At 51.6% G+C, this 19,183-nt stretch carries 14 protein-coding genes; 5 read left to right on the forward strand and 9 right to left on the reverse strand.

Annotation, left to right across the window (positions count from 1 at the left end):
• Positions 1-3: 3 nt before the first annotated feature.
• From ACFQ03_RS09325 to ACFQ03_RS09355, 7 genes are all read right to left on the reverse strand, one after another.
• On the reverse strand, positions 4-2,982 hold the full coding sequence (locus tag ACFQ03_RS09325; RefSeq protein WP_379287676.1) for an extracellular solute-binding protein: 2,979 nt from the start codon (positions 2,980-2,982) through the stop codon (positions 4-6).
• Positions 2,983-3,002: 20 nt separating this feature from the next.
• Positions 3,003-4,337, reverse strand: a complete 1,335-nt coding sequence (locus tag ACFQ03_RS09330) for an ABC transporter substrate-binding protein (RefSeq protein WP_186328452.1) — start codon at positions 4,335-4,337, stop codon at positions 3,003-3,005.
• Positions 4,338-4,837: 500 nt separating this feature from the next.
• On the reverse strand, positions 4,838-5,080 hold the full coding sequence (locus tag ACFQ03_RS09335) for a glutaredoxin family protein (RefSeq protein ID WP_144940219.1): 243 nt from the start codon (positions 5,078-5,080) through the stop codon (positions 4,838-4,840).
• A gap of 42 nt (positions 5,081-5,122) precedes the next feature.
• The gene (gene trxB / locus ACFQ03_RS09340; protein WP_379287678.1) at positions 5,123-6,061 is read right to left on the reverse strand and encodes a thioredoxin-disulfide reductase; all 939 of its coding nucleotides are present in this window, start codon (positions 6,059-6,061) and stop codon (positions 5,123-5,125) included.
• Between the two features lie 190 nt (positions 6,062-6,251).
• On the reverse strand, positions 6,252-6,986 hold the full coding sequence (locus ACFQ03_RS09345; protein WP_379287680.1) for a winged helix-turn-helix domain-containing protein: 735 nt from the start codon (positions 6,984-6,986) through the stop codon (positions 6,252-6,254).
• Between the two features lie 144 nt (positions 6,987-7,130).
• Positions 7,131-8,180 (reverse strand): ATP synthase beta subunit C-terminal domain-containing protein, encoded by a 1,050-nt coding sequence (locus ACFQ03_RS09350; protein ID WP_144940213.1) that lies wholly within the window; start codon positions 8,178-8,180, stop codon positions 7,131-7,133.
• 12 nt (positions 8,181-8,192) lie between these two features.
• Entirely contained in the window at positions 8,193-9,467 is a 1,275-nt protein-coding gene (locus ACFQ03_RS09355) for an acyl-CoA thioesterase/bile acid-CoA:amino acid N-acyltransferase family protein (protein ID WP_144940211.1), read from the reverse strand.
• A 170-nt stretch (positions 9,468-9,637) separates the two neighbouring features.
• Between ACFQ03_RS09355 and ACFQ03_RS09360 the strand changes: the two genes are divergently transcribed.
• Both ACFQ03_RS09360 and ACFQ03_RS09365 read left to right on the forward strand, forming a co-directional pair.
• On the forward strand, positions 9,638-10,258 hold the full coding sequence (locus ACFQ03_RS09360; protein WP_144941090.1) for a TetR/AcrR family transcriptional regulator: 621 nt from the start codon (positions 9,638-9,640) through the stop codon (positions 10,256-10,258).
• Positions 10,259-10,359: 101 nt separating this feature from the next.
• On the forward strand, positions 10,360-11,004 hold the full coding sequence (locus tag ACFQ03_RS09365; RefSeq protein ID WP_379287685.1) for a DUF2306 domain-containing protein: 645 nt from the start codon (positions 10,360-10,362) through the stop codon (positions 11,002-11,004).
• A 111-nt stretch (positions 11,005-11,115) separates the two neighbouring features.
• On the opposite strand, the gene ACFQ03_RS09370 is transcribed toward ACFQ03_RS09365, so the two are convergent.
• Entirely contained in the window at positions 11,116-12,528 is a 1,413-nt protein-coding gene (locus ACFQ03_RS09370; protein ID WP_379287686.1) for an MFS transporter, read from the reverse strand.
• A 325-nt stretch (positions 12,529-12,853) separates the two neighbouring features.
• Between ACFQ03_RS09370 and ACFQ03_RS09375 the strand changes: the two genes are divergently transcribed.
• From ACFQ03_RS09375 to ACFQ03_RS09385, 3 genes are all read left to right on the forward strand, one after another.
• The gene (locus tag ACFQ03_RS09375) at positions 12,854-14,428 is read left to right on the forward strand and encodes a spore germination protein (RefSeq protein ID WP_379287687.1); all 1,575 of its coding nucleotides are present in this window, start codon (positions 12,854-12,856) and stop codon (positions 14,426-14,428) included.
• Positions 14,425-16,353 (forward strand): endospore germination permease, encoded by a 1,929-nt coding sequence (locus ACFQ03_RS09380; RefSeq protein ID WP_379287688.1) that lies wholly within the window; start codon positions 14,425-14,427, stop codon positions 16,351-16,353. The genes ACFQ03_RS09375 and ACFQ03_RS09380 overlap by 4 nt, the downstream gene beginning before the upstream one ends.
• A gap of 301 nt (positions 16,354-16,654) precedes the next feature.
• Positions 16,655-17,260, forward strand: coding sequence for a TVP38/TMEM64 family protein (locus ACFQ03_RS09385; protein ID WP_144941086.1), 606 nt, complete (start codon positions 16,655-16,657; stop codon positions 17,258-17,260).
• Positions 17,261-17,472: 212 nt separating this feature from the next.
• On the opposite strand, the gene ACFQ03_RS09390 is transcribed toward ACFQ03_RS09385, so the two are convergent.
• A complete protein-coding gene (locus tag ACFQ03_RS09390; RefSeq protein ID WP_379287689.1) occupies positions 17,473-19,167 on the reverse strand; it encodes a M3 family oligoendopeptidase in 1,695 nt (564 codons plus the stop codon).
• Between the last annotated feature and the right edge of the window lie 16 nt (positions 19,168-19,183).

Below are 19,183 nucleotides of genomic sequence, written 5' to 3' on the forward strand. Positions count from 1 at the left end.
ATCTTATCTTGGCTTGCCGAATCCGTACTCCTCCTGCTTCGCCTCCAGCTCCCGGTTGATGTCCTTGACCGCTTGCTCCAGCGATTCGCGCGGATTCATTCCCGACATGACGACCCGATTCCAGGCATTGGTCAAATGCCTGTTCGTAAAATAGCCGCCAAGGACGACCGGTGGCTCCTTGAACCACTTCCATTGCTCCTGGAAGGTCATCAGGTCCTCCTTCGGCCACGGAAGCTCCTGGAAGGCCTCGACATTGGCGCTGTTCCATCTCGCCTCCACGCCCAGCAGCGACTCCAGCTCTAGTCCGAATCTCTGCTGCGTCTCCTTGCTCATCCACCATTTCAGAAACTGCCAGGCTTCGTTCGGATGCTCCGACTGCCGGAAGATGACGGTTGCCTTCAACGCTCCCCCCGCCGAACGGTCCACCGTGCCGTCAAGCTGCTTCTTGCCGGGGGCCGGAGCGATTCCCCAGCGCCCCGCCAATTCCGGAGCCGCAGTAGATAGAAGCACATAGTGCTGGTACCCGGCCAATCCGATCGGCATCTCTCCGGAACGCATCCGGTTGAAGAAATCGGCCTGGATCGGAATCCGGTAATTCGTATACAAATCCGTCCATTCCTTGAAGGCGCGATAAGCTTCCGGGGAGGCCAAGCCGGATTCCGTTCCTTCCTCATTGTAGAATTGGCCTCCGTGCTGATATAGGAACGGATCGATGACCGGCGGAACGAACGCGTTCATCCCGTTTCGCTGAAGAACGGGCAGAATTTGATACAAATCATCCCATGTATCGGGAATGCCCAGATGCAGCTCGGCCAAAATATCCTTACGATAGACCAGAATGTTGAAATCCTGGGTTTCCGGCAAGGCGTAATCCCCGCCGTTGTAGCGAAACGGAACTAACGCACCGGGCAAAAACCATTGCGAAACCTCTTCATAATCCGCAAACTGGTTCAGATTGACGACGGCATCCCGGATGGCGAACTCGACCGGAAGCAGCCCATCTACACTGACCGCCACATCCGGCGCTTTGCCGGAGCTTGCGGCCAGCAGCAGGGTGTTCACTCCCCCTACAGCCAGTTGGCCCGCCGGAATCGTATTCATATTGACGGCGATCCCGGTCTCCGGGGTAAAGGTTTCGTCTGCCAAATCTTTAAGCAGCTCCGCCCATTCCCGGCCGTTCCCCACCCATACATCGATGACGACGGCATCCTTGCCGTCCTCTCCCAGGGCTGGCGTGTCTCCCACACTGTTGTAATCTTTGCTGAAGGAATTCAGGAAGTTCTGGAACGTGGCATACGAACGCTGGAAGATGTTGGACATCGCCTTCGGCCATGTCGTATCGGGCGATGCCACGATCAGGTAATCCAGCACCAGCGGAGCTTCCTTCAGACTCAGCAGCCAATTGCCGAGCTGTGCCTGGCTGTTCGTCATATCCTCCAGTTGGGCGGGAATGCTGTCCGGATTTCGGATCATCCGCGTGAATTGATCCTCTATCATCTTCAGGCTCTGCACCACCGCCGGATTCTTCCCGGAGAGGCGCTGTATTTCGCCGATCTGGAAACGAAGCTGCTCCGTAATCGCGGACAAATCGTCCAGCAGATTCGGAATCCGCCGATCCAGATCATAGCGGTAATTGAGATCAGGCTTCGTCCCCGTCACCATAATGATCTTGCGATTAAGATCGGAAATTTGCCGGATCGTCTCCATCAGCGACTGCAGCACTTCCCGATACGGGCCCAATTGCACCGTCATCCGGATGGTGTGCTCGCCTTCCTCCAGATAGAACAAGTAATCCTCTTCCCCGTCCCCGAGAGTATCAATCCTCCAATGCTTGTCGTAAGGGAAAGCAAATTCCTCCAGCTCCCGAAAAGGAACGCGGCCGTCCACTTCGATTTTCCGGTAGCCGGGCAAACCGTCCCCCCACCATTGGCCGGCCTTGATGCCAACCTTGTACAGCCCCGATTGGGGAACCGCGAAGGTCCAGGCGATCGACTGCCCGCCCTTGCGCCAACGGTAGTCTCCGATGACATTCAAGCGGATATTTCCTTCCGCAGCCGGCTCCGTTATCGGATCGGAATTCGTTTCCCTGCGGATGGTCGGATCGGTTTTGTAATCCGCCTGCTCCGCCTGAATTTTTACAGCCATATCCTCCGCTTCTTTATAGCCTTTCTGCGAATACTGCTGCTTCACCTCGGCATAGGTCGGCACAATCTCCGGAGGAACAAGCGATATCCGCGACAATGCGACAGGCTCCCGAATCATCTCCATTCGGAGGGTATGCGTCCCCTTCTCCAGATAAAAGCGGAAAGGCTCCGCATGCTTGCCTTCATTATCCGTCAAGCGGACCGTTTCCCAGTGCGGAGCCTCCACCTGCCGCGGCCGGACATCGTCTCCCTTGCGGTTCCTGACCGGCTCCGCGGCGTCCTTCCAGAATCGATAGAAGGACAGCCGCTGGGCTTCGTTGAAAGGGAACTGGCCATCTATTTTCAAGGCCCGATCAATGGAAGACCTTTTCCCTTCTATGGGGAAATAATCCACCTCTATTTGATAAAACCCGCTCTCCTTAATCTCCGCCGTCCACTCGATCCATTCCGTCCCTTCATTCCAGATCAAGATAGGCTCCGTGCGCCCGCCTATTCCCGTCTGGATAAGCGGGGCCGCCTGCGGATCATCGCCGAATCCGCTGTACTGGCTCGCAGGAATATCGATCCTCTCCCCGGCGGCATCCGTCTTTCCTTCCTCCTGCTGCTTGCGGACGGCATGGGCATAAACGGGCAATTGGTCTTCGGAATATGAGGTAAATTCAATGGGCTTAAGCTGTAGAGCATCCTTATATTTATCCGCCAGCTTCTGCGATGCACCCAGGTCTTGGGACGGCATGGCGGATAACAGCAGCGCCAGGCTGACGGTAACCACCCATGATGACCGGCGGCGAAGAACGGATGTGCGATTACCGCCCGGAGGCATGCGATTATTTTTCATAGCTCGGATGCGGCCTCCCGTTATTTCGCATACTTCTCGAGGACCGGCTTCATTTTATCCGCAATTTGCTTGCCGGCCACCTCCGGTGTCAGCTTGCCGTCCAGCACCTCGGTATAGGCAACGCCGATTTCATTCCGGTATTGCGGGGTATAGGGCATGGACGGGAAGCTGAACAGATTTGGATTTTTGGAAGCCTCCAGATATTCCTTGAAGCCGGGAACCCCTTCGAAGACGTCTTGGTCGATCGCCTTGAGCACCGGAGGCAGATTGCCGATGCCGGCATTGAATTCGGCTGTATTTTCCGGCTCCAGGAACCAGCGGATGAATTCCCAGGCTTCGTCCGGATGCTTGGCGCCTTTGGGAATATAGAACGTGCTGGTACTAACGGAGGCGGAGCCTTTTTTGTCCGGATGCTTCTCATCGTATGGCAGTGGAGCGATCCCATAGTTGAAATTCGGTGGAGCAAACCGCTTGATAAAGCTCGGCACCCATTCTCCCGCAACCATCATCGCGTATTTGCCCGTGAAGAATGGATCGTCCGCCGTATTCACCGCTCCCAACGAATTGAAGAAAGGACTCAGCTTCTCGCTGCCTCCCGCCTTTTTCCATAAATTCGCGTTGTACTTCATCGCCGCCAGAAAGCCGGGGTCCTGCGGAGTGATCTCCTGTTTCTCTTCGTCATAAAATTTCCCGCCGAACAAATAAGTAAAATCATAGATCGGCAGGTTCGGATTAAAGGCGAGCCGCTTGATTTCCCCTCCCGCTTCAATTTTGTTCAGCTTATCGAAATATTCGGCCAACTGCTGAACCGTCTCCGGCGGCTGATCGTAGCCTGCCTCGGCGAGAATGTCTTTATTGTAAAGAAGCATCGAAATATGCATGGCCACGGGCAGCGCGTAGGTGACTCCCTCATATTGGTTCTGCTCCAGAGCCCCGGTGACGAAATCCGCCGCAGTTATTCCGCTTTTCTTCATATAATCGTCGAGCGGCGTCATCGCTCCGTCCACACCGTAAGGAACGCTGTTGTTACCAAACTGCGAAGCCACATCCGGAGGGCTCCCTGCCGTAATGGCCGTAAGCTGCTTACTATAGTCGGCTTCCAGTGTCCCTTTGACGATAATACGGTCCTGGCTGGCGTTGAATTTATCAATCAGGCTCTTGATCACCTGCTCCTCCGGGCCTCCCCATCCATACCAGAAGCTGATCTCGACCTTATCCTTTCCCTTGTCTCCATCGTCCTTCTCCTGAACTTGCCCCGTGGGCCCGGGATCCGGTTTGCCGCCGGAGGTGCAGCCCGCCAGCAGCGATACCGCCAGCAGAGCGGTTCCTACGGATGCCATCGACTTGTATCTCATTGCCATTCCTCCCCCGCCATTTTTTCATTTAACTACTGTGTGAGTCCTTCGCTATTTTTCCATCCGAACGGATGTATACAAGCGCTTTCAAAGTAACGGACTAGTCTTATTTTCCTTTGCCCGTGAACGTTTTTACCATTTGACTTGCGCCTCTGAGATTTCGCTTCGCTGCGTGCCCATCGTTTTTAGGACGGTCCCCCCTTTATGTAACCGTTCTCCATCCTTCGGAAGGCTTCATGTCTAGGCTGCTCCGGTTTTCTTCACTCATTATACGGTAAGGCTAACAAGGGACATTGAAAATTTGTTCACAGAATTTGTAATTTTCTCCAAATTATTTATGACGATTTTACTGATCCGATCGGACATGAAGACCCGTTGATGAGGCGCCGCGCCACAGGCGTCTTAATGGATTTTGTCCAACTTGCTCCTCCAGGGCGAAAGATGGAAAATAAACAAAAAACCGCCATAACGGCGGTTTCTCTTTCATTCGAACACTTTTCTTACGGTCTCTCGGCCAAAACCTTGCTCAGTGCGCTTTGGTTAAAGCCAACGATTTTCTCTGCTCCGACCACGGTAACCGGAACGGCACGTATGCCGGCATTCAACAGATCCTCGGCGTATTTTTCATCCTTGTCGACATTACGCTCCTCAAAGTCCACTCCCTGTTCGTTTAGAAAATGCTTCACGCGTGTGCAAGCAGGACAATAAGTGCTGGTATAAACGATGACTTTATGAACGGACATCCGAATCCTCTCCTTAATAATAAAGTAGCAACGGTTATACAATTAAACGGTTTCCAGCTCTAATGCTTCGAGATAACGTTCGCAGTCCAGCGCCGCCATACAGCCTGTTCCGGCTGCACTGATCGCCTGCCGATAGCGCTTGTCTTGTACGTCTCCGCAGGCGAACACCCCCGGAATGTTAGTCTCGGTCGTTCCCGGGTTCACGATCAGATAACCTTGCTCATCCGTAGTCAACTGCCCATCGAGGAATCGTGTATTTGGCGTATGACCGATCGCCACGAAAATTCCGTTCGCTTCGATCATTTCTTCCTGGCCGGTCTCATTGTTCCTCACCTTAAGACCGGTCACTCCCTGTTCTCCCGCCGCCACTTCCAACGGGGTGCGGTTCAGTGCCCACGTAATCTTGGCGTTGCCGCGTGCCCGATCCTGCATAATTTTGGAGGCACGAAGCTCGTTGCGCCTGTGGACTACAAAGACTTCGGAAGCAAATCGGGTCAGGAAGCCGGCTTCCTCCATCGCCGAATCTCCTCCGCCCACGACAATGATCTTCTTGTTGCGGAAGAAGAAGCCGTCGCAGGTGGCACAGGTGCTGACGCCGCGGCCGACGTTCTCCTTCTCGCCGGGGATGCCCAAATATTTGGCCGAAGCCCCGGTCGATACGATGACGGTCTCCGCTTGAATCTCTCCGATTCCTTCTACCAATAGCGTGAACGGCCGCTTGGACAAATCGGCCCGGTTTACCCAACCCGTACAAAACTCGGCGCCGAAGCGTTCCGCCTGCTTGCGCATATTGTCCATTAATTGCGGGCCCATAATCCCGTCCGGAAATCCGGGGAAATTCTCGACATCGGTAGTTGTTGTCAATTGCCCCCCGGGTTCCGGTCCTTCAATGACCAGAGGATTCAGGTTGGCCCGCGCCAGATAGATGGCTGCGGTCAAGCCTGCAGGCCCCGTTCCGATGATGACGGATTTATATAACATGCAATCAGCCCCTTCTGTAATAATTATTCTTAATTGAAAATAATTTTAACTAAATTATAGCACGGCCGGGATCCCCCATCATGAAGGTTTGATGAAGAAATATAATGTCGGCAGCTTTTTATACCATTAGAAAGTTGTTGGAACAAAAAAACCTCCATGAATGATCATGAAGGGTTGGTTTAGATTGGAATCAATCGGCAATCCGATAGCCGATTCCTCTGACTGTGGCGATGTACTTTGATTTTCTGGGATCGTCGCCCAATTTGCGCCGCAGGCTCTTGATATGAACATCGATGGAGTTGCTTCCGCCGAAATAGCTGTCCCCCCAGACGAAGGACATCAGCTCGTCCCGGGACATCACTCCTCCATTGAGAAGCAAGCCTTTAAGAAGATCGAATTCGGTTTTGGTCAGGTCCACTTTGGTGCCGCATTGGCGTAAGGTGATTTTTTTCAGGTCCATCACAAGATCCTTGTAGCGTAATAAATCGCCTCCGCTCTGCTGTCCTTCCGAAGAATCGCTGCGGACGACAAGCTTCTCGATCTTCTCCACCGCTTGTTCTATCGGGCATGGCCATACCAATACGTGACTGTGCGGACAGTCCGCTTCCTCCTCTTTGCACAAGAAGAGAATTCGGCGGTCTGACGTAGTGTTAATATCTATGGGACTGGATAAAATGCCCTTGGTCCGGTCGATAATCATAAGATCGCTATCCATCGTATGCAGAACCGGATCATCCTCATGATGAAAGACCAGGACATCGAAACAGCGAATCGTCAGCGCAACAAATAGAGACCGTACGGAAGCGGGAAACGGGCTCACAATGACAATTCTCCGCGTAGTCTCGCAGATCGGGCCTGTCTCTGAATTCAGGTCAACGGCGACAGGAACTTCACTTCCGGCACCGCTGTTTTCAAATCGTTGCATCCGCACTCACTCCTTTGTCCAAAAGTCATGTCAAACGCTAAACGTCGCATGATTTAATATCCATCATAAAAAATTTCTTCTTCAGCTGTCAATCGAGACCTGTACCCTACTCATTATGCAGGTGGGTTATGCCGGAATGCATGATTACAGCGGCAGCCGGCCGATATTTTTCAATTCCTCTGCATTTAAATGATCGGCTTTGCCGTCCAGAAGAAGCTTCACATCCTCCAGTGTTTCGTGTACGGAGCACCATTGACCCGGTCTCTGTGTAAATGGCTCGGCCGTATAAAACGGTTGGGATAGAAAAGCCTCCAGTCTTTCACCCCGATGATACAGGATACGATCGGCTTCGCCAAGCTTGTCGGCTCCCTGGATTTGCAGCATAGGCCTCAGCTCCCGGTACCGGCGGAGCACCTTTCTTGCCCGCTGTTGAACCGCTAAATGGGCGGATTCGAGCTGTGCTCCTTCCAGAATGATGGACGTGGACAGTATGGGGTCGATCGCCGGATACAATTGTCTTGTGGGGAGCTCCATATCGAACCGGATCAAGGTGTCCAATGGCCCGTAAGGCGCTTCGACATCCACCGCTTCTCCCCGGGGATCGACCAGAAAGATCGTCAATGGCCTCGCGCCCTCTTCCTTGATCCTTTCTTTCAAAGTGTACCATTCACCGGACAGAACGATAGCCCGGTCGGCTGCCAGAATGACATCATGTTCTTCTCTGAAATGAAGGATTTGATGAACGGCTTCATCCAACGATAAGCATATTCCATCCGCCTCTTCAACAACCTCCTCGATCCCCGGGCCTTCCTCCTTGGGCTTCCAGAACAGCGTCGTATAGCCGCGCTTTCCTAACCGGTTAAGCAGTTCAGCGAGCAGAACCATCTGTCCTGTTCCAGGTCTGGCCACCAGTCCGGTAATTCCGCCTCTCACTATGGGGGCCAGCAAGTCCAGCACTTTAATTCCGGTTTCTATCATTCCGCGGCCGTTTCCTCTTATAATGAGTTCGTCGAGTGTGCAGCCTGCAATCGAAGCAAGGATGACCAGCGTACGTACCTCTGCACGGCCTACGGGAATTTTGCCCGTACACAGGTTCGATACTGTGGCGGGCCTTAGACCGGCCGCTTTCGCGGCTACCGTCAAATTGGGTACACGACGGCGAAGAAGCGGAACATTCAACTGTAAATCTTCCATCCGGTTTCTCCTCTATTCATCAGAAATTTCCATTAAAAATTGTTTAATCCGATTCCATGATTCCAAGGATGCGATGTAATTGTTGAACGGTGTTCCTCCATTCATGGACAGTTGTGTGGTCGGAATGTACGGATAGCGGACCAAGTGGCCGGTATCTTCGTAATGGAGATGCTCGAACTTGTGGGAGAAGCCCTTCGCCTTGAGCCTGGCCGCAATTCTTTCGCCATGAAGCTCCGCCGGCCACCAATGATCGTCCGTAGAGGTAATGATCAGGATAGGGCCGGCGATTTTTTCCACGGGAATGGTCACTTCCTCCAGCCTGTCGCATTGCTCGAATGCTGCTTTATGAATATGGTCAATTCGTTTGTACGTTTTGAAGCAATTTAACGCTTCCTCACACTGCTCATTCGTCCATTCTACATAAGGCAGCGCCTTCCCTTGGTACGACCAGGATGAATACCGCCTGTACGAATGATCGGCCCCCGGTTCAATATGTCCTATGCAGGCGGTAGAACTCGGACTGGAAGCAATAACGCAGCCGATTTCGGGAAAGACCGTGCCCAGGATAAGAGATAACTCCGCGCCCTTCGACCGCCCGAATACCGCATTACGGTCCGGCCGAACCTCCTGCCGGTGCCGCAGCCATTCAATCGCCTGATAGAAATATTCCAGAGGGATTTCCTGCAGGTGTTCCGGCAGATGCTCGAAGCGGAAATAGGCCAGGGCCAATGAAGGAAAACCATAGGAAGCAAACAGGGCGGCATAGTTCATAGAGGAAGCTAATCCCCCTTCTCCTCCTCCAAGCACAAGCACCCCCTGTGCCGGTGGCTGATCCGGTAAATAAAAGTACTTTCCAACCAGACCGTGTTCCTTCACATCTTGTACAAGCACTTTCGAGCTTACATACTCCCTCTGAAGGTTGGCTTTCGCCACCCGCCCCTTTGCCGACTCAGCCGATAACATAATCCCGGAGGCTGCCGGCACGAAAGTTAGCTGATCCAGCTTGCGAGTCATCGAATAGCGGACATGACTGACCTTCATCGACCAAAACAAGCCCATTGGATCGACCCCGCTATATGTACCTGCTACAGGGGCTTGCTGATCCAGATGTACTTCCCCGTTAACCCCGGCTATAAACGTTGCGAAGGATTCTGCTTCATAGACCGCCCCGGGCATTTCAGTCATGGCGGCGCGAAGAGTGACCTGCTCGCCAGGCTCTAAACCTGTCATGCGTATGCTTACCTTCTGATCGACTAACGCTGTATCCGGTTCAACAATTAACTCCATGCCAACACCTCCATTTTATTTACTTTATATAGTAACATTAATTACTTTATAGAGCAATTATCAATGGAGTCACTTAAAATGGACATCATTGACAGAAAATAGTTTCCATGATAAGTTAACACTGTTAAGTTAACGGTGTTAACCAACATTTTGGGCAGGGAGGAATAAGAATGAGACGCGGAAGGGAACCGCAGGAAGTCCGGAAGGAAATTATGGATGCTGCTCGGCATTTGTTCCTGGACCAAGGATATAACCATGTTTCCATGAGAAATATTGCGGGTCGCATCGGTTATTCTCCAACGACGATATACATTTATTTCAAGAACAAGGAGGAAATCCTGTACTGTCTGTTGGAGGAAGGTTACAGCATATTCTATAACGAGTTAAAGACCGCTTTCGACAATAACTTGGAAGCATCGCTCGAAACCAGGCTCCATACCCTATGTGAGGCTTATATCTGTTTCGGGTTGAACCAGCCGGATTATTACAGGCTGATCTTTACGGATAATCTGGAAACCAATGTCACCTGGCTTATAAGAAGCGATCGTTATAACGGTTTCCTGCTTCTGGTTAAGGTGGTCGAGGCTTTGCTGCAGGAGAACTACTTCGCCTCTCCCCTTCCCGATTCGAAGCAGTCTGCTGCGTTAATCAGCCAAACCCTGTGGGCGCATCTGCATGGTTTGACTTCGCTGCTATTATCCTTCCCGCAATTTGATTGGGTGAAGCGAGAGCAGCTGGTCTTCTTCCATATTGATGCCTTCATCCAAGGCTTGAAGACCCGCCCGGTATAGGCTGGTCCGAGAACGATCCGGTCCGGCAAGGAAGAATAACCACGATCATGGGAAAAAGGGAGTAGACTCCAATAAAATGAAAATAGGCGGGAGTGTTGCATTTGAAGAAAAAGTTATGGGGAAGCATGACTATCCTGGCCTTTTTGGTAGCGGGATATGCCGTCGTGCAATATTTTGTCATTGGTGCGGACCGTGCCGGCTTGGTGATCTCCAAATTAATGGCCCAGATTTCTTTAAATTCCTTCTGGTACGCCATGCTGGCTGTGCATATTGCCGCAAGTGCGGTCTCATTGGTAATCGGCCCTTTTACCTTGTCCGCTTCATTCAGAGAAAGGAATTTGCAGCGTCATCGTAATTTGGGGAAACTTTACATGTTGGGGATCTTGTTCGGAGGCGGCTCCGGACTATACCTGGCCTTATATGCATCGGGAGGACTGGCCGGAAAGCTGGGCTTCGGCACCTTATCCGTTCTATGGTTGATTTCCGCGTACCGGGCACTTCATCAGATCAAGCACCGGAAGGTACTCAGCCATCAGAAGTGGATGATAAGAAATTATTCTTTAACTTTCGCAGCGGTCACCTTGAGGATATGGCTGCCTCTATTCGTTTTGATTTTGGGTCCGGAACGTTTCGATCTTAGCTATTCTATTATCTCTTGGCTCGCCTGGGTGCCTAATCTCCTCCTTGCGGAAATCTTTGTTCGGCGGAAGCCGCTTTTACCTGCCCGATCATCATTCCCTAAATAAGCAGACCCATATGAAAAAAAGAAAAACAAGGGCGTCTGGCTGAACAGACGCCCTTTACAAGTATAAGGTTCATGACCGCTTCACTAAGAGCCGTACGAACCGTACACTTCATTATCTGCTTCGGCGGAAGGCCGAAAAATACAAAACAGCCCCTAACGCAATAATGATCGCGAAAGAAAAGAAAAGATTGCTGTATGAATGGGCGGAAGACGCGGTGATTATCGGAATCAGAGGGATCTCCAGCACTCCGTCAGCCAACATTTTCCCGACAAGGGCCATCCCTGCCGCCTCCGACAAGAAGCTGACCAGATTCAGCATTCCCATCCCGACACCGGCCTCCTGTTCGGTCAGCGTCTGTGAAACGCCGGTCGCCAGCGACGTCTTGAGGAACGAAAAGCCGACGTATGCAGCAACCAGCACCGCTGACAGCAGCCAGGGCGCGGCACCCGCTAATATCGACAGCAATAACAGGCTGGATATATACAAGGCCAGGCCGATATAGTAGACCCGGGAATACCCTTTGCGATCGACCAGGGTGCCCCCGTATACACCGAAGAAAACCAGGCTGATGGCCCCCGGGAACATAACCCAGCCTATCGCGCCTGCCGTCATTAGATGCACTTGGCTGAGCATCTGCGGGACCATGAACAATAAACCGGCCATAGTACCAAACAGAGCTATGGCGGACAGCAAGCCCCTCACCCATCTTCCATTTGTCAACATGGAGAGCTCGATAAAGGGTTCTTCAACCCGGCGGATGTGAACGGCGAACCCGCCGTACAGAATCAGGCTGATCACGAGATAAGGCCAGCGGGAATCCGTCAAATACAAAATCAATAAGGCGGTTGCTGCAACAAACAGCACAGCGCCGATGAAGTCCGCTTTCCCCCCGCGGGGCTGCTCCTCGGGCAGTGTTTTAAGAAAGAACGGAATCGAGAGCAGGGTAAACAGCGGGATGATAAACAGAAATGACCAATGAAGCCTTTCCGAAATAAACCCGCCGATGACGGGCCCCATTCCCTCGCTTAAAGCAACCGTCGATCCAACGATTCCGAACATTTTGCCCCGGTCGCGGGATTTGAAATAACGGGTGATCATGATCATAAGCAGCGTCGGAATGGCCGATCCGCCAATTCCTTGAAGGATGCGGGCTGCAATGACCGCAGGATAATAACGGTGCGCGAGAAAACCGAGCAGCGAACCCCCGCCATAAATCAACAATCCGATCATCACCATCTTCTTAAGGCTGTACATATCGGAAAGCTTGCCGTATACGATGGATCCCGTCCCGAAAATAATCATAAAGCTGGTCAGCACCAGACTCACTTCGGAAGGCTTCAGCGCAAGCTCCGCAGCGATGCTTGGCGTCGAAACGACAAAGACGGTTTCATTCAACACAGCGAAAAAAAGCACGAAAATAATCCACGGAACGGTTTTCCTTAAATCAAGCGAGACCGGCTGCAGCGCGTTTGCTTCCTCCGAATCCCGCATACGTCCTTCCAATGTTTGTAAATCCTTCTTCAAAACATGATGCCCCTTCCCTTAAAGTCCGGCGCTTGTGCCCCGGGCTTCCAGATTGCAGGGAATCACGCAGTTTACAGGGCCTCTATGCGTTAATCCCTCTAATTTGTGCCCTATTTCCATTCATTTTCCTCATTATGTAACGCCTCCTAATCTATTATTTTTCCAAGATACTACTTCATTTCTACTTTGACAAGGGAAACAATTGGTCTAACGATTGTTTCCGGCATTTCTCCCTGTATTATTCTCTTTCCTGCACCGTTCCGAATAGAAGAGCTCCGCTAATGCTAATAATAAGCAAAAGTATGGTAAAAGACGGGAGATATATATGAGCTACAGACGGAAATCATTGAAATCCATCCTACGGTTTCGGCGAAGCATACCTCCGGTCATCCATCATTCGGAACTGGAGCCGCTGCCTGACTTCACGCCAAATTTAAACTATAACTTGTTCCATATGAAAGATACGTTCGCGGATTGTTCCGATATTGTCTTTCACTCCTTTCGCATCGGCGGACAAACCGAGGCCGTGCTGATTTATATCGACGGGCTGACCGATACGGAATTGCTGGATCAGCAGGTGCTGACTCCGTTGAAGGAAAGCAGCGTTTGTGATCAGGATATGGAGGACATCCTCCGCCACATTGCCGTCTCTTCGAAGAAAAGTGTCCAATCATTGACCGATGCCGCCGAAGAAATCACAGCAGGCAACTCTGTCTTGATTATCGATCAATTAACCAAGGGACTTTCCTTCGGACTGACAAAATGGGAGAAGCGGTCCATCGAAGAACCAAGTGCGGAATCCGTCGTCAGAGGGCCCCGGGAAGGATTCGTGGAATCGATTCGCGACAATACGGCCATGCTTCGGAGGAAAATTAAATCTCCCCATCTCAAAATGAAGACGTGGAATATCGGTCATTATTCGCAAACCCGGGTCATTGTTGCTTATATGGAAGGGATTGCAGACCCTGTGTTGATCGAAGAAATAGCCAATCGTCTGCAGCGGATCGATATAGACGCTATTCTGGACAGCGAGTACATCGAGGAAATGATTGAAGATCATCCGTATTCTCCCTTTCCCCAGTTTCTCAAGACCGAACGGCCCGACGTAGCCGGCGCCAATTTAATGGAAGGGAGAGTCGTTATTCTGGTAGATGGAACACCTATGTCCCTAGTCGCCCCGGTAACGTTCTTCTCGCTGCTTCAATCTCCCGAAGATTACTATCAGAGATATTGGATTTCGACCGCCATTCGCTGGCTCCGGTATCTGTTTCTTCTCGTCGCATTGCTCGGTCCTTCCTTTTATGTGGCTATTGTTTCGTTCCATCAGGAGATGATCCCGACGACACTTGTACTGACGATGGCCACTTCAAGGGCGCAGGTTCCTTTTCCCGCTCTGGTGGAGGCCATTCTGATGGAAATAACCTTCGAAGCCCTGCGCGAAGCGAGTGCCAGATTGCCTAAACAAGTAGGGGCTGCCGTAAGCATCGTCGGCGGTTTGGTCATCGGCCAGGCGGCGATTCAAGCCGGATTAGTGTCTTCGCCTATGGTTATCGTAGTTGCTATTACGGGAATTGCCAGCTTCCTGATCCCGGACTATTCAACGGGGGCGTCTGTCCGATTGCTCCGTTTTCCCATTATCGCCCTGTCCGGTTTTCTCGGGCTGTTCGGGTTGCTGCTGGGAGTTATCCTGCTGTTAATCCACCTGCTCTCCCTGCGCTCCCTGGGTGTTCCCTACCTGGAGCCTCTCGCTCCGTTAAAAACGAGGCAGTTAGGAGACGTTCTTGTCAAATCTCCGATATGGGAGAATCAAGTCCGTCCGCATCTGACAGGAAAGTGGAATAAATATCGGCAAGGAACCGATCAACAGCCCGATCCTTCCAACGGGGATGAGCAAGCATGAAGAAGAATTGGAGAATGCCGATCATCTTCATCCTGCTGGTCTCCATTTTATTGCTGCCCGGCTGCTGGAATCGGACGGAGCTCAATGATTTGGCCATCATTACCGCAACCGCACTGGATTTGACAGAAGATAAGCAGCTTCTGCTGTCGGTCCTGCTCTTTGTTGCCAAAATCTCCTCTGGCGGCGAGCAGGGGGCACAGGGAAGTGAAAATGAAGAGACGATTGTCGTATCAGCCAAGGGGAAAACGATAGCGGAAGCTACGGCGAAGCTGCAGGAGGTGCTGCCTCGTCAGGTATTCTGGGGCCATAATAAAATTTACATATTCAGCCGCAAAGTTGCGAAGGAAGGAATTCTCGACCACATCGATTTCCTGCTCAGGCACCCTGGACCGCGCGAACGCGCCAAGCTTTTCGTAAGTCAAGATGAAGCCAGAGAAATTCTCAAGCTCCCGAGCTCTCTGGAAGGTGACATTTCGGAAGTTCTTAAGGAACTGGCGAAGGAGGAGACGGGTCTGAACGTCACGCTAAAGAATTTCCAGGAGATGCTCACTCATCCGGCGGAAGCCGCCATTCTACCGGTCATTGAAATTTACAATCTGAATGAAAATAAACGAGGTCCGATTTTATACGGCGCTGCTGTTTTCCAAAACGGAGCAATGACCGGAGTGATTGACCGAAAGGCGACCCGGGGAGTGATGTGGCTGAGGGAAGAAATCAAGACAGCGACTGTCAGCATTTCCATGGAGGGGGTTGAGGGATCCGTTGCCTTTTTTCTCAAAAAAAACAGGACAAGGCTGATCCCCCATATCGAAGGGGACAAGTGGAACATTACGGTGAAGATCGATACCGAAGATGATATTGTGCAAAATACAACTCCTCTCAACGTCGTTGGGCCGTCCATGATGGCCAAAAACGCCGAGAAAGATTTATGGCTGTCGGCCATTTGGGGATCGACAAGCGGATTTCTGACCGTTTATTTAGCGTGGAAATTGCATCGGCTGTTTCCGAACCAAACTATTGTCCAGCAGCTGGAGCAGGTTTTCGGGCGCTGGTTCGGCAAGCTTTTGGCAGGCATATTTCTGTTCTTCATAATGCATGCCAGCGGATTGATTATAAGGGAATATGGGGAGTTCATCGTCGGCACTCTCTTAACCCGGACTCCGATCAATGTTGTTATGGGGTGCATCGTCTTCGTCAGCGCGTTCGCCGTGCATGGGGGCATCGAATTGCTGGGGCGCTTCTCTACCATTGTTGCCCCTGTTTTTGTGCTTCTCATTTTGGTTTTGTTCTTGATGCTGCTTCCGGATTACCGTGTGGACAATATGCTGCCGGTTATGGAAAACGGTATAATTCCGTCACTCAAAGGCTCTATTATTTCGCACGCCTGGTTTATGGAATTTTTACTTATTACGTTTCTCTTTCCGTATGTCCATGACCAGTCGAAGACTCTGCGCCGGGGGATGCTCGCAGTGCTGGGCATGCTGATCACGATGATCGTTACCGGATTTACCAGCCTGCTGTTATTGGGCAACAATACGGCTACGTTCAATTTCCCTGTATTTATAGCCTCAAGATACATAAGTCTCGCCGATTTCCTCGAGCACGTGGAATCGATTGTCATGGTTCTGTGGATGCTTGGGGGATTTGTACAAATTTCCATGTGGTATTATGCTCTCGTTCTGGGCACCACCCAATGTCTGAAGCTGACTGATTATCGTCCGATCGTCTTTCCGTTCAGCTTTATTTTGATTGCGTTCAGCATTTGGGCGACTCCTAATTTCCAGAAAATGGTGGTCCATTTCTTCACGACCGCTTCCGTCTTTTCGTTCATCATTCTGATCGCACTCCCCCTTCTTCTGTTGCTGGCGGCTTTCATTAGGCGAAGAATGACCGGAGAGGAAGGAAGAATGGAACCCGATCCATAACTACATATAAGTATCCCGATACCATACGCCCAACACGAACAAAATCTGAAACAGGCATAGAAGCGCGAAAAAGCAGCACAGCGGACAGGACGATTAGCCCCAGAGCTTTAATCGTTTTCTTAATGCCTTGATGCATATGAAACTCAGCCCTCCTCCGACCTTGGTCCGGGTTGCATCCCGTCCCTGGTCCAACCGGGGTTCCGACAGAGGACGGTTTTCTTATGCCTGTTCTTTTGACTATAATGGAAATAGTAACATCATTAAGCAACAAAACCAATAAAGCTCAAGGACAGGTGGATTCATGCTGGAGTGGTTGGAACCCATTTATCAATATCTTGCACAGTTGGACAAGAATCAGATCCAGGAAATGCTGTATCGCTACTCCTCACTCGGACCGCTCCCCGGAATTGCCCTGCCGGCGGCGGAGGCTCTCCTGCCGTTCTTGCCCCTATTTATTATCGTTGCAGGCAATGCATCCGCCTATGGATTGTGGTTAGGCTTCCTGTATTCCTGGATCGGAACGGTGCTCGGGGCTTTCCTAGTCTTTATAGCAGCCCGCCGGTTCGGAGGACGCTTCAGCCGATACGTGTCGAACAAATATCCGAAGGCGGACCGCTTCTTCTCCTGGATTGAACGAAAGGGCTTCACCCCGTTATTTCTGATGTACTGCTTTCCGTTCACTCCCTCTTTCTTCGTCAATCTGGCGGCAGGAATCAGCACCGTCCCCGTAAGGATTTATTTAGCCTCCGTTATGCTCGGCAAAGGCGTGATGGTGTTTATGATCTCCTTCGTAGGGCATGACTGGCAGGGCTTCTTCGCCTATCCTTGGCGGATAGTGTTCGTCATCGCCGGCCTTATAATTCTTTGGTACCTGGGGAAGAGAATCGAAAAACGCTACCAATCCTGAGCCTCCGCTGAGGCGATTGGGGCGAATGGGGCCATTCGCGGCGAAATAAGCGCATTGCTACTTCTATTTCGCCTCGTTTGGGCCTATAAAGCGAAACAAGTGCACTTTTGCTTCTATTCCGCCTCGTCTGAGCCGTTTGAAGCAAAATAAGTGCACTTCTACTTCTATTTCGCCCCCACTGGACCTGATCGGGGCCGCGAGCGGTCCCCTTTCTACAGCCCCTTGTCGTCAAAGCTGTCCAGCCAATTTTCGATGTCTCCGATAACGGACTCCACACAGCCGGCTTCAAAAGGTGACACGAGCCCCGCCAACTCCACGATCTCCGTAAAGGACAAGCTTCCGCCCGCTTTGCATATTTTCATATAATCCTGCCAAGCCGATTCCCTGTCTGTAGTCATCCGCTGCCAGAACTGAAGAGCGCAAATTTGGGCCAAAGTATAATCGATATAGTAAAAGGGCGCTTGATAAATATGCGACTGTTTCTGCCAGAAGCCGCCGCGCTCCAAATAATCGTTGCCCGAATAGTCGCGATGCGGCAAGTATTTGCGCTCGATGTCCCGCCATGCGCGCTTGCGTTCGTCCGGTGTCGCCTCCGGATTCCCGTACACGAAATGCTGAAATTCATCCACGGCTACGCCATAAGGAATGAAGAGCAAGGCCCCCTCCAGGTGCGCAAATTTATACTTTTCCGTTTCCTCGCGGAAAAACAGCTCCATCCAGGGCCAAGTGATAAATTCCATGCTCATGGAATGAATTTCGGCCGCTTCAAAGGTTGGAAACCGGTATTCCGGCATGTCCAAATCCCGGCTCTCATACGCCTGGAAGGCATGGCCCGCCTCATGCGTCAGGACGCCGATATCATCCGATGTGCCGTTAAAATTGGCAAAAATAAACGGCATCTTGTAATCGTTCAGGAAGGTACAGTACCCGCCGCTCTGCTTGCCTTTGCGGCTGAGCAGATCCATCAGCCCGCTATCCACCATCCGGGTGAAGAACTCATCGGTCTCCGGCGACAGCTCTGCATACATCCTCGCCCCGTTCTCCAGAATCCAATCCGCATCTCCCTGGGGTACAGGATTGCCCGACTTGAAGCTGAAATCTTCATCGTAATAACGCAGCCGCTCGACGCCGATCCGCTCGCGCTGTCTCTCCTTAAGCTTCGTCGCGACCGGAACGATATGCTCCAACACTTGATTACGGAAGACGGCTACCATCTCTTCGTTATAATCCGTGCGGAGCATCCGCGCATAACCCAGCTCAATGAAGCCGGCAAACCCAAGCTTCTTCGCAATTTTCGTACGCACCTGCACCAAATCGTCGAAAATCCGGTCCAGCTCCCGCTCGTTCTCCGCCAGAAATTGATACTTGGCCTCGGAAGCGCGCCGTCTCATATCCCGGTCGGTCGACATGGCGAACGGCGCCAACTGCGCCAGTGTCCGCTCCTCCCCCTCGAACGGAATCTTCGCGGAAGCGATGAGCACTCCATATTCCGTAGCAAGCTTGTTCTCCCGCTGCAAATCTTCAATGACCGAAGGATGGAAGGTCTTAAGCGACAGCTCCGCAATCCGGAACAACTGTTTTCCGTATTTGTGCTCCAGCTCTTCCCTGAATGCCGAGTGGACCAGAGCCCGGTAATATTCAGTCACATGCTCGTCCATAATCGGTCCGACTTCATCCATGTAATCCTGCTCCGCTTTGTAGAAAGCGTCGTCGGTATCGATGGAATGGCGGATGGCCGCGATCTCCTTCAATGTCTCAAACTCGTTGCGAAGCTTGACGATGGCCGTCATCGCCCGGTCTTGCTCTGTGAAGCTCTTCGCAGCATTCATTTCTCCGAGCAGTTCCTTGAAGCGTTGTTCCATCTGCTCTAAATCCGGCCGACGGTAAACCAGCTCGCTGAATTTCATTTCCCTTCATCCTTTC

Origin of the sequence: Paenibacillus residui, assembly GCF_042677205.1 — a bacterium.
GTDB classification, from domain to species: domain Bacteria; phylum Bacillota; class Bacilli; order Paenibacillales; family NBRC-103111; genus Paenibacillus_L; species Paenibacillus_L residui.

What these genes read in the sequence shown, in the direction of transcription:
- ACFQ03_RS09375 (WP_379287687.1), top strand. Translation starts at nt 12,854, where the DNA reads ATGAGCTACAGACGGAAATCATTGAAATCCATCCTACGGTTTCGGCGA.
- ACFQ03_RS09385 (WP_144941086.1), top strand. Translation starts at nt 16,655, where the DNA reads ATGCTGGAGTGGTTGGAACCCATTTATCAATATCTTGCACAGTTGGAC.
- trxB (WP_379287678.1), bottom strand. Translation starts at nt 6,061, where the DNA reads ATGTTATATAAATCCGTCATCATCGGAACGGGGCCTGCAGGCTTGACC.
- ACFQ03_RS09350 (WP_144940213.1), bottom strand. Translation starts at nt 8,180, where the DNA reads ATGGAAGATTTACAGTTGAATGTTCCGCTTCTTCGCCGTCGTGTACCC.
- ACFQ03_RS09330 (WP_186328452.1), bottom strand. Translation starts at nt 4,337, where the DNA reads ATGAGATACAAGTCGATGGCATCCGTAGGAACCGCTCTGCTGGCGGTA.
- ACFQ03_RS09390 (WP_379287689.1), bottom strand. Translation starts at nt 19,167, where the DNA reads ATGAAATTCAGCGAGCTGGTTTACCGTCGGCCGGATTTAGAGCAGATG.
- ACFQ03_RS09335 (WP_144940219.1), bottom strand. Translation starts at nt 5,080, where the DNA reads ATGTCCGTTCATAAAGTCATCGTTTATACCAGCACTTATTGTCCTGCT.
- ACFQ03_RS09325 (WP_379287676.1), bottom strand. Translation starts at nt 2,982, where the DNA reads ATGAAAAATAATCGCATGCCTCCGGGCGGTAATCGCACATCCGTTCTT.
- ACFQ03_RS09355 (WP_144940211.1), bottom strand. Translation starts at nt 9,467, where the DNA reads ATGGAGTTAATTGTTGAACCGGATACAGCGTTAGTCGATCAGAAGGTA.
- ACFQ03_RS09345 (WP_379287680.1), bottom strand. Translation starts at nt 6,986, where the DNA reads ATGCAACGATTTGAAAACAGCGGTGCCGGAAGTGAAGTTCCTGTCGCC.
- ACFQ03_RS09360 (WP_144941090.1), top strand. Translation starts at nt 9,638, where the DNA reads ATGAGACGCGGAAGGGAACCGCAGGAAGTCCGGAAGGAAATTATGGAT.
- ACFQ03_RS09380 (WP_379287688.1), top strand. Translation starts at nt 14,425, where the DNA reads ATGAAGAAGAATTGGAGAATGCCGATCATCTTCATCCTGCTGGTCTCC.